This is a genomic window from Psychrobacter sp. LV10R520-6 (assembly GCF_900182925.1).
Taxonomy (GTDB): domain Bacteria; phylum Pseudomonadota; class Gammaproteobacteria; order Pseudomonadales; family Moraxellaceae; genus Psychrobacter.
Window position 1 is genome coordinate 107,149 of record NZ_LT900024.1, and the last position, 16,034, is coordinate 123,182.

At 43.2% G+C, this 16,034-nt stretch carries 11 protein-coding genes and 4 tRNA genes; 10 read left to right on the top strand and 5 right to left on the bottom strand.

Annotated features, from left to right (window positions below; translation table 11 throughout):
• Positions 1–230: 230 nt before the first annotated feature.
• Together polA and U1P77_RS00440 are read right to left on the bottom strand one after the other, a co-directional pair.
• Positions 231–3,239 (bottom strand): DNA polymerase I, encoded by a 3,009-nt coding sequence (gene polA / locus U1P77_RS00435; RefSeq protein ID WP_321156563.1) that lies wholly within the window; start codon positions 3,237–3,239, stop codon positions 231–233.
• Positions 3,240–3,510: 271 nt separating this feature from the next.
• Complete coding sequence (locus tag U1P77_RS00440) at positions 3,511–3,927, bottom strand: Ohr family peroxiredoxin (protein ID WP_321155520.1); 417 nt, start codon at positions 3,925–3,927, stop codon at positions 3,511–3,513.
• 629 nt (positions 3,928–4,556) lie between these two features.
• Here U1P77_RS00440 and U1P77_RS00445 point away from each other — a divergent pair.
• The 10 genes from U1P77_RS00445 to rimI all read left to right on the top strand — a co-directional run bounded on the left by U1P77_RS00445 (position 4,557) and on the right by rimI (position 13,541).
• Positions 4,557–6,179, top strand: coding sequence for a peptide chain release factor 3 (locus tag U1P77_RS00445; RefSeq protein WP_321155521.1), 1,623 nt, complete (start codon positions 4,557–4,559; stop codon positions 6,177–6,179).
• Between the two features lie 307 nt (positions 6,180–6,486).
• On the top strand, positions 6,487–7,335 hold the full coding sequence (locus U1P77_RS00450; RefSeq protein WP_321155522.1) for an RsiV family protein: 849 nt from the start codon (positions 6,487–6,489) through the stop codon (positions 7,333–7,335).
• A gap of 195 nt (positions 7,336–7,530) precedes the next feature.
• Positions 7,531–8,736, top strand: coding sequence for an FHA domain-containing protein (locus U1P77_RS00455; RefSeq protein ID WP_321155523.1), 1,206 nt, complete (start codon positions 7,531–7,533; stop codon positions 8,734–8,736).
• A gap of 296 nt (positions 8,737–9,032) precedes the next feature.
• On the top strand, positions 9,033–10,529 hold the full coding sequence (gene trpE / locus U1P77_RS00460) for an anthranilate synthase component I (RefSeq protein ID WP_321155524.1): 1,497 nt from the start codon (positions 9,033–9,035) through the stop codon (positions 10,527–10,529).
• A gap of 181 nt (positions 10,530–10,710) precedes the next feature.
• A tRNA-Thr gene (locus tag U1P77_RS00465) sits at positions 10,711–10,786 on the top strand.
• 83 nt (positions 10,787–10,869) lie between these two features.
• Positions 10,870–10,953 (top strand) — tRNA-Tyr (locus U1P77_RS00470).
• Positions 10,954–11,050: 97 nt separating this feature from the next.
• Positions 11,051–11,124, top strand: a tRNA-Gly gene (locus U1P77_RS00475).
• Positions 11,125–11,251: 127 nt separating this feature from the next.
• Positions 11,252–11,326: transfer RNA gene (locus U1P77_RS00480), tRNA-Thr, on the top strand.
• A 386-nt stretch (positions 11,327–11,712) separates the two neighbouring features.
• Positions 11,713–12,903, top strand: coding sequence for an elongation factor Tu (tuf, locus tag U1P77_RS00485; RefSeq protein ID WP_321155525.1), 1,191 nt, complete (start codon positions 11,713–11,715; stop codon positions 12,901–12,903).
• Between the two features lie 158 nt (positions 12,904–13,061).
• Complete coding sequence (gene rimI, locus U1P77_RS00490; protein ID WP_321155526.1) at positions 13,062–13,541, top strand: ribosomal protein S18-alanine N-acetyltransferase; 480 nt, start codon at positions 13,062–13,064, stop codon at positions 13,539–13,541.
• Between the two features lie 6 nt (positions 13,542–13,547).
• Here rimI and U1P77_RS00495 read toward each other — a convergent pair whose 3' ends face one another.
• The 3 genes from U1P77_RS00495 to trxB form a co-directional block, all read right to left on the bottom strand.
• Complete coding sequence (locus U1P77_RS00495) at positions 13,548–13,985, bottom strand: MerR family transcriptional regulator (protein WP_321155527.1); 438 nt, start codon at positions 13,983–13,985, stop codon at positions 13,548–13,550.
• An 88-nt stretch (positions 13,986–14,073) separates the two neighbouring features.
• Positions 14,074–14,871, bottom strand: coding sequence for a leucyl/phenylalanyl-tRNA--protein transferase (gene aat, locus U1P77_RS00500; RefSeq protein WP_414479054.1), 798 nt, complete (start codon positions 14,869–14,871; stop codon positions 14,074–14,076).
• Between the two features lie 60 nt (positions 14,872–14,931).
• Positions 14,932–15,954 carry a thioredoxin-disulfide reductase gene (gene trxB / locus U1P77_RS00505; protein ID WP_321155528.1) on the bottom strand — a complete coding sequence of 341 codons (1,023 nt, stop codon included), beginning with the start codon at positions 15,952–15,954 and terminating at the stop codon, positions 14,932–14,934.
• Positions 15,955–16,034: the final 80 nt, after the last annotated feature.

Sequence of the window (16,034 nt, forward strand, 5' to 3'; positions counted from 1 at the left end):
AAAAAAGTGAGCCCGAAAGCTCACTTTAAACGTTGAATATTCCCTGCAAAAAGAATAGTTTAACGTAGGTCTATTATATTGCTAATCTCAATATCCTGTCAGCATTAAATCTGAACGCCACAGATTCAATAAATTTTAAAAATCTATTAACGCTTTTTTAGTATATTGTGTTGAATCCAAATAAAGCAATACAAAAAAGTCATGCCATTCGACTGTTAATGCGACTCTCTTTAATGCGCCTCATCCCAATTCTGACCAATATCGGTCTCAACCAATAATGGTACGGCAAAGTCCACATCCCAACCTTTATCTTTCGCGGTTACTGACAAGACTTCTTGCATGGCGTTTGTAACCAGTTGGGCGATTTCATCAGCCTTGTCGGCATCGACTTCGAATACCAGTTCATCATGGACCTGTAGCAGCATTTTTGCCTGCGATTTTGGCAATACTTTATCTACTGCAATCATCGCCAGCTTAATAATATCTGCGGCTGAGCCTTGTAATGGCGCATTAATAGCAGCGCGTTCAGCACCTTGCTTGACCATGCGATTGCTATTATTAATATCAGGCGTGTAGAGCTTACGGGCTAATAAGGTTTCGACATAGCCTTTTTCATATGCGCTGGCACGAGTATTTATCATATATTCTTTGACACTAGGATAACGATTGAAGTACATATCGATATAGTCCTGCGCCTCGCCGCGACTCATCTGGAGTTGCTTGGCCAGTCCAAAGGCGCTCATGCCGTATAACAGCCCGAAGTTGATAGCTTTGGCATTACGGCGTTCAGTAGCACTAACTTCATCCACAGTTTTGCCCAATACTTCAGCAGCAGTAGCGGTGTGAATATCCAGCCCTTCGTTAAAGGCTCGGGTCAGATTTTTATCGCCCGAGAAATGCGCCATTAGTCTTAGCTCAATTTGCGAGTAATCCGCTGCTAAAATAACGCGGCCTTCTGGAGCGATAAAGGCTTGGCGAATCAGGCGACCGGTGGCAGTGCGAATAGGAATATTCTGCAAGTTAGGATCTGTTGATGACAGTCTACCGGTACTGGTCAGCGCTTGATGATAGCTGGTATGAACGCGATCAGTCTTAGCGTCTGCGACCGCATCAAGCGCATCGGTATAAGTGCTTTTAAGTTTCGCTAAGCTGCGATATTCCAAGACAATATCAGCCAGGGGGTGGTCAATCTTGGACAATACCGCTTCGCCAGTTGAGTACTGACCCGATTTAGTCTTTTTACCACCGACGACCTCGAGCTTATCAAATAACATCTCACCCAGCTGTTTAGGAGAGCCTACATTAAATTCTTCGCCAGCCACTTCATAAGCACGCTGCTCTAACGCTATAATTTCTTCATCAAAACGTTTTGATAACTCATTTAAAAACGAGCGCTTAATTAAGATACCGTGAGCTTCCATCTGACATAAAATCTCTGCAGTTGGGATTTCTAACTCGTGCAATAACTTAGCATTGTTATTAAGGCCGTTATCATCGTCGGCAAGTTTTTTGCTAAAAATATCAAACAACTGGTAAGTAATATCCGCATCTTCACAGGCGTAGTCGCTAGCAATATCAATAGCGACCTGATCGAATGTCACCTGCTTAGCGCCCTTACCGGCGACATCTTCATAAGTAATGGTTTGCTTTTGCAAATAATGCCGTGCCAAATCGTCCATACCGTGACGGGTAATCGCCGCATTAATCACATAGCTGGCAAGCATGGTATCCATTGCCCAGTTATTTTTTGACTGCTGACTGTCTTTCTTGGCAGCGTCTTCATCAACAGGGGCATGAATATCTCCCACCAAATCAATATCGTAATGACTTAGAATGTGGGCATCATATTTAAGATGCTGGCCAATTTTACCAATATTTGAATTTTCTAAAATGGGTTTTAGGCGGGCGAGGACCGTATCGCGATTAAGTTGCTTTGCGGTTAGCTCATCACCTTCTAAACTGTGGGTTAGTGGAATGTAATAGGCTTCATGCGCTTGCATCGCAAAAGACAATCCAACCAATTCAGCCTGTCGCCAATAAACACTGGTGGTTTCGGTATCGATAACAAAGTGCGGGGCGGCTTCTAACTGCTCAACTAAGCCATCAAAAGCAGGTACATCTAAAATGGTATGCCATGCTTTGTCATGATGCTTACTGTTTTTGACATTATCAATTTTGGTGGACTGTAATGATTTGGCGATTTGCGCTTGTGATTCGGTTTCTGCTTGTCTAGCAGCGACGTCGTTTGTTCCTTGGCCATTTGCAGGATGATTGGGATGATCAAGCGAGGCCAGCTCATTCTTAAACTCAAGCTCGCCATATAAGTCACGTAGCTCGTCAATATAGGCGCAAGGGTCCGTATTAATCTTTAGGTCGCCCCAATCTTGGCCGATATCCAAGTCAGTAACGATAGTCGCCAGCTGAGCATTCAATGGAATATCGTCTGCATATTCGACCAAGTTTTTCGCCCCACGACCTTTAATATCCGCGACGTTTTGCAACATATTCTTTATATTGCCATATTCATTAAGCAAATCCTTGGCGGTCTTTTTGCCAATGCCCGGTACGCCTTTGATACCGTCAGACGAGTCGCCCATCAAGGTTAAAAAATCAATCATCTGATCCGGTTTAATACCAAATTTATCGACCACCCCTTGGCTATCGGTAATTTTACCCGTGAAGCTGTCTTCCAAAATCACGCAGTCATTGACCAGTTGTGCCATATCTTTATCACCGGTCGATATGACCACATGATGACCTTCGGCAACGGCACGATGCGCCAATGTACCGATAATATCATCGGCCTCCGCGCCTTCAATACGTAGTAGCGGAATGCCCAAAGCAGTCACCAAACGATGGAGGTAAGGTATTTGCTGCGCCAGCTCAATATCCATCGGTGGGCGGGCGGCTTTGTAGTCCGTAGACAAATGATGACGAAAAGTGGGCGATTTGGTATCAAAACAGACCGCCATATGAGTCGGATGATAGCGCCGCATGACTTTCAATAGTGCATTTAACGTACCGCGAATAGCGTTGGTATGCTGACCTTGAGTGGTCATCATTGGCGGTAGGGCATGATAAGTGCGAAATAGATAATAAGAGCCATCGACTAAGATAAATGGCGGCTTGTCCTTGTCCACGTGACTGGTGTCCATAGTCGCCACATTAGGCATAGTATCAAAGCTTGGTAGCATAGCCGGGTCAAGGGCTAGGTGGGAGTTGTGGTCACTGTCGGTCATGTTGTCGGTCATAAGGGTCACTTATTAAGTATCAGATAAATTAGGTATAAGATAAAAAGTTGCCCTTATTATAACGATAAAATCAGCACGTGCCGAACTTCTCGATCGTGGCGATGAGTATGTGCTAAAAAGGCAGCTTATAAACATCGGCTATGAACGAAGTCCATAAAAAGAGAACCCAGTGCTTACTGGATTCTCTTAGATAATATTTAGAGTTTCTATTTACTTCAACCATGCTACCTCGACGGTACCATTTTTTAACCGTGGCTTCTTATGATTTTACTTCTGAAGTCACTTCGACATCGATATTACCGTGAGTGGCTTTAGAGTAAGGGCAGACTTCATTGGCTTTTTCGACCAGTTTTTGGAACTCGTCAGCTGATAGATCTGTACTTTCAGCAATGATATGGAGTTTTACAGCGAGATTATAGTCGTGACCATCACCCTGTAATAAAGATACACTCGCTTCAGTGGTCGAACCGAAGCTGGCTTTTTCCATTTTTTTGACTACGGCTAGTGCCCCATCAAAGCAGGCAGCATAGCCCATAGCAAATAGTTGTTCTGGATTATTACCCTCTTCACCCGAACCTGGCGCTACCATATTAATCTTCAGGTCGCTGTCTTCGAGGCTGGCATTGCCTGTACGACCGCCAGTAACCGTTGCTTTAGTAGAATAGAGTGTTTTCATGATATGTCCTTTTATATGAATTTTTATAAATTATTTTAATAACTAACTTTTAAATAGCATACTTAGCATAACAAATCATGTGGCCAGTTCTATATAGTCGTAGTAAATGTATGATACGGATTTGTAAGTAAGCCTTACTAATTAATAATCGATACACTGGTATCAATTATGATAATGATATTTATGAAGCGGATTATATCGCCGATGGCACTACTAACCCTAACACAGACAGTTTCCGCGGGGTGGTTGATTGTACCTTGGTGAATGATGTGGCAGCAGACTTCTTGGCAGAGCAGATAGCGGACAATTATACCAACCAGTAGCTATAAAAGATATTATGGGTAACAACTAATAGTCGTTAAAGCCAGCTTCTTTTTAGGACTCATCGCATAAAAATAGAAGACCGTAAAAGACGACAACGCTGAGCAAAATTGTGACGTTATTGCCTTTTAGTCGCTGCCTATTAGCACCCTATTAAGTCTATATAACCTTTTGACACATACGAGCAAAAATAGCATCTTGACCATAAATCCGCTACAATATGCACACTAAAATCTTTCATATCTACTGTTAAACCTTTTATTAAATCCTGCTATTTTCTTCCAAAATTTAACGATAAGTTATTGACTATGAGCGCAGATACCAAACTTCCAACAGCCAAGCTCTCAGCAACCAAGCTCGCCCGTGAAGTTGCCAAACGCCGCACCTTTGCCATCATCTCGCATCCCGATGCAGGTAAAACCACTATGACTGAAAAGTTATTGTTATGGGGTCAAGCCATTCAGGTCGTCGGTGAAGTCAAAGGTCGCAAGACTGACCGTCATGCCACCTCAGATTGGATGAGTATGGAGCAAGAGCGTGGTATCTCTATTACCACCTCAGTCATGCAGTTTCCGTATCAAGAGCATGTGGTCAATCTGCTTGATACCCCTGGTCATGCTGACTTTAGTGAAGATACCTATCGCACATTAACCGCAGTGGATAGCGCGCTGATGATGGTTGATGGCGCAAAAGGCGTCGAGGAACGTACCATCAAGCTGATGGAAGTGTGCCGGATGCGTGATACGCCGATTATATCATTTGTGAATAAATTGGATCGGCAGATTCGCGAACCGCTTGAACTGCTCAGTGAGATTGAGTCGGTACTGAAAATCAAATGTATCCCTTTGACTTGGCCGATTGGCATGGGTCAAGATTTCATTGGGGTCTATCATTTAACCGAAAACAAGACGTACTTTTATCAAAAAGGTAATGGTGGTAAGACGATTATTGTCGAGACCCGCGATGGCTATGACTATCCTGATGTGCGTGAACGTTTGGGTGAGCTAATGTTTAATGCCTTTGAAGAGTCGCTTGAGCTAGTGCAAATGGCGCTAGAAGACTTCAGCGTTGAGGCGTTCTTGGCGGGCGAGATGACGCCGGTATTGTTCGGAACGGCGTTAGGAAACTTCGGTGTCAACATGGTACTTGATACCCTTGTGAAATATGCGCCACCGCCAAAAGCTCATCCTGCGAACGAGCGGGAAATTGCCGCGACCGAAACTGACTTTACAGGATTTGTGTTTAAAATACAGGCCAATATGGATCCGCGTCACCGTGATCGTATTGCCTTCTTACGAGTATGCTCAGGCAAGTATGAGAAAGGCATGAAGATGAAGCATGTGCGTCTGGGTAAAGAGGTGCGTATTGCTGATGCTTTGACCTTTTTGGCCGGCGATCGTGAAGCGTTAGAAGAAGCCTATCCTGGTGATATCATTGGCTTGCATAACCACGGTACTATCTCTATTGGTGACAGTTTCACTGAGGGCGAGGAGCTAAATTTCACCGGTATTCCGCATTTTGCCCCTGAATTATTTCGCCGCGTAGTGCTGAGAGATCCACTCAAATCTAAAGCCTTACAAAAAGGCCTGAAACAGTTGAGTGAAGAGGGTGCCACGCAGGTATTTATGCCGCAGATTAATAACGATTTAGTCTTAGGTGCAGTTGGGGTGTTACAGTTTGAAGTGGTGGCGCATCGTCTGAAAGAAGAGTACAAAGTTCAATGTACTTTTGAGCCGGTATCTATTGCCACGGTACGCTGGATTCATTGTGATGATGAAGTTGCTTTGGCGAAATTTAAACGTAAAGCCCATGATCAACTATCACTCGATGGCGGTGGTTATTTGACTTATCTTGCACCTTCAAGAGTTAACCTGCAACTCATGCAAGAGCGCTATCCGGAAGTTACTTTTAGTAATACCCGCGAGCATTAAAACCAAGAACCTGTTTTTCTCCTAGTATCACCTTAGTACTTACTTACTATCAACTTTAAAAGACACGCTAAACGTGTCTTTTTTATTGTCTATCGATTGTTTATTTTGTAAATATCACTTTAAAGTTACTTTTTTAGAAGTAGCAACCCCTCAAAAACACAAACAGTGTTCCAACAATATACCGGAGTGGTTACGGTAGACTATTAGGAATGATATCTATAACAAGTGCCGTCTATAACAAATGTCATCAAATTATCAAAGAGGATATATACCAATAACGACTCAATCTGCTACCACTAAGCCGTCCGTGGCTCAGCAATTAACGATTAAGCCCAGTCTTCTGCGCCTAATGACTATGTGGGGTGGGTTGGGTAGGTTAAGTAAGTTGGGCAATGGAGTACTACTTGGCGCAATAAGCTTATCAGCGAGTGCGAGCACTCTTATAAGCAGTAGCGACTATCTCGATTATGAGCTCCCCAAAACAGTACAAGACAATTGTAGTGAGCACCAGAATTGTCCAGAGATTGAGGTCAAGTATCTTAAAACCAATCATCACTGGATAAATGACATTACTAACAAACGTATAAATAACCTAGTTGTTAATAGTAAACCTAGTGAGTCTTCACCTATTACTGTCAAAAATAGTGGAAATTCGAAAGTTATTAAAGCGGCTATTGATGAATTTGTAGCATCGCAATTTTCAGACTTACCTGATGACAGTGTTTTTGTTTATAGCTTGATGGTCACGCCTGACTATTTAGGCCATGTAGATAGCTTTGAGTTGTTCGAAGTTAATTCTTATGTCTTTACAGGGGGCGCTCATGGCATGCCTTATAGCGAATATTTAATCTTTGATCCCAGTACTAAAAAGCAAGTACGACTAGAGGATATGCTCCAGAAAGGTAAAAAATCAGACTTTGAGGCGCTAGCTTACGATGCCTATAAAACGTGGGTTAAAACGGTTGATCAGGATGTTAGTAGCTACGAGAAAAACTGGCCATTTATTTCAAATGATAACGTTACGTTGACTGATAAGGGTATTGATATTCGCTATCAGCATTATTCTATCGGCCCCTACGCTTACGGTATGCCAATCCTCAGCATCCCTTATGATAAGCTACGCAGAATAATCAAACCCCATTTTTCCCCCAAGTAAACATACAGCAACAGCGATGGTCTTATACTAGGTTGTAAAGCTGCTAAAACAAAATAAAAAAGTTGATTTATCTGATGCCTTGGACAACAAGATTTTGAATAGCAAGGTAATGACTAATCAAAAAGATATATAATTACTTGACAATAATAATGGATCAAACATTGAATAATGAACTAAATAACAAGGAGCAATAGTATGGCGAGCAACTTAGAGGATAAAAATATGACCAAAGCAGACACGGTATTAGAAGCAGAAGAAGTAAATACTTGGCATCTTAATGCCTTAACCGAAGCGCTTGGTGATTTAACATTAAACGTCAGTGATAGCCTGTCAGTTGGGCGTGGTAGTGATAATAATGTGGTGCTGGGCAGTAAGCAAGTATCGCGTAATCATGCGCTGCTTAGCGTGCTAAATGGTAAGTTGTATGTTAAAGATTTGGACTCATCGAACGGTACGTTTATTAATGACACCCGTATTGAAGGCAATCAGTCTAAACACCTTCAAGCGGATGATACCCTTGGTTTTGCCAGCTTTTCTTTTCAAGTTATGAAGCCAATAGCGGCGAAAGTAACCAGTACAGATACCCCAGATGTTGAAGCAAAACCTGTGCCTGTAGTTGATGAACAAGTGGCTGGTACTGATGAGGCAGATTCTTCAGCAGCGCCAGTAGCTGATTTAGAAACAACAGACGCTCAGCCTGCGGTTGCTTCACCAGCAGAACCAGTTGTTGCAGAGGAAACGGCTGTTGCCAGTACTGAGGCGGATAATATATCGAGTGTAGATAATGTAGCAAGCGCAAGTAAGACAGATGATCCAGTGGTAAAAGAGACGATAATTGAAGAAGTGTTGTCTTCTACTGCGATTTCATCTCCTACTACGGAAAGTACGGACGCGCCAGTCGCCGACGTGGTAGACCCTGTACCTTCATTAACTTCATCGCCAAGTATGGCTTATGAGCAGGAGACTGTGATGTCCAACGATACTTCTAACGAGGCACTAAATAAAACGCCACTAAATAATGAATCGGTAAACAGGGAGCCAGTAGCAAGCGAACCATTAGCGACAGAGCCAACGGTTCATCAAGAACCGACTACGCGACAAAAGTCAGTAGTCAGTCCAGAACATGATAAAACCACCAAGACCGAGTTACAAGAAGAAGCCGACCCCGATGTGCTACGCGCCAAACAAGCGGCCACTGCGCAATTCTCAGGAACGGCTAATTTAGGCCAGTCTCGTGATCTTGGTACTAAAGGCAATAATGCCATGGATCAGGCAATTAATAATCCCGCTAATGACGGATATGTAGAGAAAAAACCCAGTGGCGGTTGGTTTATTTGGGTATTTATTGCCATCATTATTATTGGATTGGCCCTATGGCTGTTCAACATGGGCGGTGCGTAATTGATAGCTTAGATCTACCGCTCACCCTAAAATTTTCTACCAGCTTATAAATGTTGATTTATAAGCTGTCAGTATATTGATTCGCAAACTGTTCAGTTCGCCTAAACAGTAACAACATCAGTCAGTTTTGTTATACTGTCGAGCTAGATTTTAGCCCCATCAGAGCTGTGGATGTCCGCTATTTATAGCATGCTATATTTACCAGAATATCAATGCATGTTGTAACTCTATTGTTTGTGATTCCTGTTTTTACCACTCTCATCTTTTGCCAATATTGTGCTAAGAGACTATTTACTATGATAACTTTTGAAGAATATCAAGCCTTTAAAAATCGTGGCTTTAGCCACGCGCCACTGGTTAAAAAACGTTTAATGGATGCTCAGACTCCGGTATCTGTGTTTTCTAAAGTACGAGACCTAAGTGGCTCAGCGTACTTATTTGAGTCAGTGGTAGGTGGTGAGCGTTGGGCACGATATTCGATGATCGGCTTAGGTAGTGATCTTATTTTGCAATATGCAGATGGTAACATGACGATCAAAAAAGACGATCATATTGATATCAACGCAGTTGATGAGCCGTTTGACTACATTCGTAAGCTGATGGCAGGCTATAAGATGCCAACATCAGATGACGTCGAAGCATTACCCAGTTTTAGTGGTGGGCTAGTAGGCTATTTTGGCTATGATATGGTACGTGTTATCGAGCCTAGTGTTGGCTTATCTGACGCGCCCAATCCAATGTCATTGCCTGATATGTGGTTAATGCTATCGATGAGTGTGATCGTTTTTGATAATCTAGAAAATACTTTATCGATTATTGTCTATGCCGATTGTAATGACGAAGAGGGTTATGGTGCTGCTATTCGTGAGCTTGAAAAGATCGAAGACAAGCTCGCCGAAATGCCAAATTTAAGCGCGCCGATTATGCCAACCCCGAAGTTTGTATCGCAGACGGGACAAGAAAAATACTGTGCCGATGTCAATAAAATTAAAGACTACATTTTGGCAGGAGACGTAATGCAGGTTGTGCCTGCGCAGCGTTTGACTGCGGATTATAAGGGTGACTCCCTTGCCGTATATCGCGCCCTGCGGTTTTTAAACCCGTCGCCATATCTATTTTTAGTCCACGGGTATACTCTTGATGATCATAAGCGCTTCGATATTATTGGGGCTTCTCCTGAGATATTGTCACGTATTGAAAATGGCAAAGTGACGGTCCGTCCATTAGCAGGAACGCGTAAACGTGGCCAAGACGAAGCCGAAGACTTAGCGCTTGAAAAAGAGCTACTCAGCGATAAAAAAGAAATTGCCGAACATTTAATGCTGATTGATTTAGGGCGTAATGATATTGGCCGTGTCTGTGAATATGGCAGCGTCAAAGTTACGGAAAAAATGTTCATTGAGCGCTACTCGCAAGTGATGCATATTGCTTCTAATGTCGAAGGTACCATATTACCCGATAAAGACGCGCTTGATGTGTTTTGTGCAACCTTTCCGGCAGGTACGCTCTCAGGAGCACCCAAAATCCGCGCAATGCAAATTATTGATGAGGTTGAACCAGTACGACGTACGGTATTTGGTGGTTCAGTCGGTTATCTAGGCTGGCATGGTAATATGGACACCGCTATTGCCATTCGAACCGCAGTCATGCGCCGAGGTAAGATACATATTCAAGCGGGTGCTGGTGTGGTCGCTGATTCGGTTCCAGAAGCGGAATGGGAGGAGACCAATAAAAAAGCTTTGGCCTTGGTTAAAGCGGTAAAAATGGCTTGCGATGGACTGCGGATTCGCTAATAAATATTTGCTTTATGAATGATAGGCAGACGCTGCTAGAAATAGCAGTGTCTGATGCTTATAAAAATAGTAGCATAATCAAACATTTAAAATTATTTATCAAAAATAATGCGAAAATATAGAAATAGGGGTTGTGTTATACAATATATTTGATAGAATACACCCCACTTTGAGAGAACAAGCCGACTTAGCTCAGTTGGTAGAGCAACGCACTTGTAATGCGTAGGTCGCCAGTTCGAACCCGGCAGTCGGCACCATTTCTTTCAAAGTAGCTTTTTTTAGAATTACTTTAATTTGAATTTATTTTGATTAAAAGTGACTTTTATAAAAAGCAACCTAAGGTGGGATTGGGGAGCGGTCAAACCCAACAGACTGTAAATCTGTCGCGAAAGCTTCGAAGGTTCGAATCCTTCTCCCACCACCATATTTTTCTAAAGTTTGTCATAGCGCCAAGCATACTCTAAACCAAAACAGCTACTGGTTTGACACCAAGACTGTTTTTGGTTAAATATAGAGTTAATGCGGGTGTGGTATAATGGTAACACCTTAGCCTTCCAAGCTAATGACGCGGGTTCGATTCCCGCCACCCGCTCCATACATGTGGCATCAATCGCAAATGGTAGCTTTAAATAGCGACGAATAATTCATCATGACAGTCAGCTGATATAGCTTATACTGCTTCGTGATATTTTTTAGTATAACCTACTGGTTGTCTAAAATACGCTCATATAGCTCAGCGGTAGAGCACTCCCTTGGTAAGGGAGAGGTCTTGAGTTCAATTCTCAATATGAGCTCCATTTATTATTCAAGTTTGCGTGGTCGATGTACGATTTAGGCATGATATGAAGAAGCGGGCTATAACCATATCAATCTTATATAACACCGTTATAAACTTTTGGCCGATATTGAAAAAAATTCAGCAGACTCGGTAAGTAATGATTCAAAGGTGACACTGAGGTGTTGCCTTTTAGTGCTGCCAGTATATTAATTGCTATGTAATACTCTTGTTTTACATACCAAACAGATTGAAAAAATTAGCATAGTGCCCATATAGAGTAGTTAAATAGACTAATAGATAATATTCAGTAGATAAGCCATAGCGTCAACGGTTTGATGGTTTTAACTCTGTCATAAGCCGTCAAACAGCTATTCATTATGATTCACCAATAAAGAGGAATACCCCATGGCAAAGGCCAAGTTTGAACGCAACAAGCCACACGTCAACGTCGGTACTATTGGACACGTTGACCATGGTAAAACCACCCTTACTGCTGCTATCGCAACAGTAGCCGCTAAAACCTCAGGTGGCGAAGCCAAAGACTACGCGTCTATTGACTCAGCCCCTGAAGAAAAAGCACGTGGCATCACCATCAACACCAGTCACGTAGAATATGACACCGAAGCCCGTCATTATGCTCACGTTGATTGCCCAGGTCACGCCGATTATGTTAAAAACATGATCACTGGTGCCGCCCAAATGGACGGCGCAATCCTAGTCGTATCAGCGACTGACGGCCCTATGCCACAAACCCGTGAGCACATTTTGCTTTCACGTCAGGTTGGCGTACCGTACATCGTCGTATTCATGAACAAATGCGACATGGTTGATGACGAAGAATTGCTTGAGCTAGTAGAAATGGAAGTTCGCGAACTTCTTAGTGACTACGACTTCCCAGGTGATGACACCCCAATCGTTAAAGGGTCTGCTACCGAAGCCCTAAAAGGCAGCGAAGGTCCATACGGCGCACCTGCTATTGTTGAACTACTAAACATTTTAGACACCTACATCCCAGAGCCTGAGCGTGACGTCGACAAAGCATTCTTAATGCCAATCGAAGACGTCTTCTCAATCTCAGGTCGTGGTACCGTTGTTACTGGCCGTGTTGAATCAGGCATTGTTAAAATCGGTGACGAGATTGAAATCGTCGGTATCAAAAACACCCAAAAGACGACTTGTACTGGTGTAGAGATGTTCCGTAAACTGCTTGACGAAGGTCGTGCAGGCGAAAACTGTGGCGTATTGCTACGTGGTACTAAACGTGAAGACGTACAGCGCGGACAAGTATTGGCCAAACCAGGTTCAATCACCCCGCATACCAAGTTTGATGCTGAAGTATACGTACTAAGCAAAGAAGAAGGTGGTCGTCATACCCCATTCCTAAACGGCTATCGTCCCCAGTTCTACTTCCGTACCACTGACGTAACTGGCGCAATCCAATTACAAGACGGTACTGAAATGGTCATGCCTGGTGATAACGTTGAGATGGGCGTAGAGCTTATCCACCCAATCGCTATGGACAAAGGTCTTCGCTTCGCTATTCGTGAAGGCGGCCGTACGGTAGGCGCTGGTGTTGTTGCTACTGTTAAGGACTAATACTTAGTTACTGATTTCAGTACTTAAGTGTTTGACTAAAAAGCTGCTCTCTTAATCGAGGGTGGCTTTTTTTATGGAAGAGGGTAAGCGTTAGGGTGGTAATATTACTTATTAATGAAAAATGAGCTTTATTTAAAAAGAAAAATAAAGGAAGGATAATGCTAAGTATAAAAAAGCTATCAGACGATGCCGCTGAACGTCAGAAAAATATTCAAGCAGTAGCGGATATCGAAGCAGTTGTTCAGATGCAAGATGCATGGACTTATCAGGCGCTTACTGACTTACTTGCACAAAATAGTATGAAGTTGATGACCGCTACTCATCCCATTAATGAAGATATATTAGGGTACTGTCTATATCAAGTGGTCTTTGAGCAAGCAGAAATATTGCGTATCGGCACCCATCCTAAGCATCAAAGGCAAGGTATTGCCTCGCAGCTGTTTGCTGTCCTAAATAAAGAAATGGAAGCTAACAGAGTTGAGAGTCTTCTATTAGAAGTACGAGCAGATAATGCACCAGCGATAGCTTTATATGAGCAGCAGGGGTTTACAGTTATTCATCGACGTAAAAACTACTATCAACAGCCGCATCAGTTATCGATAGATGCGTTGATTATGCAGCTTAGTTATGTTGAGTGACTGTTTTTAAGAAGTTGGTGACGTTTGCATTTTACAGTCTTCAATATTGTGCTTATAGGTACTGTCTGCTTTCATACGTTCGAGGACAGCAATGCGCTCGGCGAGTAGCTCAACCATAAGATTAATATTGGCCTGTTGTTTTTTAACTTGTTCAAGTTTTTGCTTGGTAACAACTAACTGATCATCGAGATCAAGGTATCCATCATAGTAATCATTAAGGCTGTCTTTGATTTCAGTCAAAGTAAAGCCAATGACCTGTGCGCTTTTAATCAGTTCAATACGCTCAACACATTCTGGATGAAACTCAGTATATAAACGTGATCCTGCTTGGCGTTTGCGAGATTTTAGTAGCCCTAATTGATCATAATGGCGAACGGTATCTTTGGTGGTATTGGCCTGTGTGGCTAGTGTTCCAATGAGCAAAAATGAGGTATCAAGTGCCATAGCATAACCTTGTGAGCATAAAGAACAAGCTAATATTCAATAAAAAATTAAGAATTAAAACAATAAAATAGTGCAATAATCGCTCATTTTAAGACTCGTTTTTTTGTATTTGCCACGGCGTTGGGGACTCTAGCATAGCAACTGCCAATGCTTGATGAGAGTTAGGTTGCCATGTTACTGAGCGACTGCCAACTAAGGTATCTAATTGGGTGAGGAACTCAGCGCGTGGTAAGGTTTTCGCACCTAAGCTCATCAAATGCTCATTGGGCAGCTGACAGTCTACCAGTGCCACATTACTCTGTGTACATAAGCGCATCAGTCCCCAAAATGCCAGTTTTGAGGCGTTTGATGCACGGTGAAACATGGATTCGCCAAAATAGATGCCACCTATTTTTAGCCCGTATAGACCACCAATCAGCTGTTGTTGGTCATCCCAAACCTCAATGCTATGAGCAAAGCCGTGAGCATGCAGCTCGGTATAAGCGTCGATCATCTCGTCGTGAATCCAAGTGTGCTCGCCTTCAGCCAACCCATCACTGCGCGGTAAACTACAGGCGTGTATGACCTCATCAAAAGCTTGATTAAGCGTTAATTGCCAACGCTCACGTTTGGCTTGGCGACGTAGAGACTTGCTCGGCTGATAGTCAGTCGGTACCATCACGCAGCGCGGCTCAGGGCACCACCAAGCGATAGGTTCATCTTCATTGAACCAGGGGAATAGCCCTTGAGCGTAGGCAGAAATTAAGGTTTCAGGAGCTAGGTCACCGCCTACTACCACCACGCCGACACCATCAGGGTCGACGTTAGCAGGGTTTGGGAAATTATAACACCCAAGACTTTTTAAGGTCTCAGGCGTTATATACGCGGCTTCAAAAGGACGCGTAATAGAGTCGCTAATGGCCGTTCGCGCCGCTGTATTATGAGCGGCTTGATCAGAATGGCTCACTTAAGCCTCTGTGTCAGCAGTCAAGGTAGAAGCGTAAGTATGGTCTTGCGCATGGGTTTCACCTATGGCATCTAGATACTTTTCGGCGTCAAGTGCAGCCATGCAGCCGGTTCCCGCTGAGGTAATGGCTTGACGATAGACATGGTCTGCCACGTCACCAGCAGCAAATACGCCTTCAATACTGGTCTGGGTTGCATTACCATTAAGTCCGCTATTAACAATAATATAGCCATCTTTCATATCTAATTGACCGTCAAATAGGTCAGTATTGGGCTTGTGACCAATCGCAACGAACATACCAAAGACATCTAACTTCTTGGTGCTGCCATCGACAGTAGACTTAATCACCACGCCATTGACGCCCATATCATCGCCAACCACTTCTTCAACACTGTGATTCCATTCGATTTTAACGTTACCTTTTTTGGCTTTTTCGAACAGTTTATCTTGTAGAATTTTCTCAGAGCGTAAGCTATCGCGGCGATGTACTAAAGTCACTTCGGCAGCAATGTTAGACAGATACAAAGCTTCTTCGACTGCCGTATTACCACCGCCGATGACCGCGACTTTTTGATCTTTGTAAAAGAAACCGTCACAAGTAGCACAAGCTGAAACGCCCAAGCCTTTAAATTTTGTTTCTGACTCTAACCCTAGATACTGGGCAGAGGCGCCCGTTGAGATAATTAGGGCATCGCAAGTGTAGCTGCCGTTGTTGCCCTCTAATTTAAAAGGACGTTCGCTCAGATCAACGGTGTTGACGTGGTCATAGACCAATTCAGTACCAAAGCGCTCGGCATGGGCTTTCATACGATCCATCAGCGCAGGACCGGTTAAGTCATGAGCATCGCCCGGCCAGTTATCGACTTCGGTAGTGGTGGTGAGCTGTCCGCCCACTTCCAAACCGGTGACCATAACAGGCTTTAAGTTAGCACGAGCAGCATAGACTGCTGCCGAATAGCCAGCAGGGCCTGAGCCTAAAATAATAAGTTTTTCGTGACGAGGAGTAGGGGTAGCAGTTGTCATGGATGTTCCTTACTAAAGGTGAAGATTGATAGTATAAATAACAAATATAATGAAAAATAATGATTAAAAATTAGCACTAA

Coding starts and splice junctions, on each gene's coding strand:
- polA (WP_321156563.1), bottom strand. CDS start 3,239: ATGACCGACAGTGACCACAACTCCCACCTAGCCCTTGACCCGGCTATG.
- U1P77_RS00440 (WP_321155520.1), bottom strand. CDS start 3,927: ATGAAAACACTCTATTCTACTAAAGCAACGGTTACTGGCGGTCGTACA.
- U1P77_RS00445 (WP_321155521.1), top strand. CDS start 4,557: ATGAGCGCAGATACCAAACTTCCAACAGCCAAGCTCTCAGCAACCAAG.
- U1P77_RS00455 (WP_321155523.1), top strand. CDS start 7,531: ATGGCGAGCAACTTAGAGGATAAAAATATGACCAAAGCAGACACGGTA.
- trpE (WP_321155524.1), top strand. CDS start 9,033: ATGATAACTTTTGAAGAATATCAAGCCTTTAAAAATCGTGGCTTTAGC.
- tuf (WP_321155525.1), top strand. CDS start 11,713: ATGGCAAAGGCCAAGTTTGAACGCAACAAGCCACACGTCAACGTCGGT.
- rimI (WP_321155526.1), top strand. CDS start 13,062: ATGCTAAGTATAAAAAAGCTATCAGACGATGCCGCTGAACGTCAGAAA.
- U1P77_RS00495 (WP_321155527.1), bottom strand. CDS start 13,985: ATGGCACTTGATACCTCATTTTTGCTCATTGGAACACTAGCCACACAG.
- trxB (WP_321155528.1), bottom strand. CDS start 15,954: ATGACAACTGCTACCCCTACTCCTCGTCACGAAAAACTTATTATTTTA.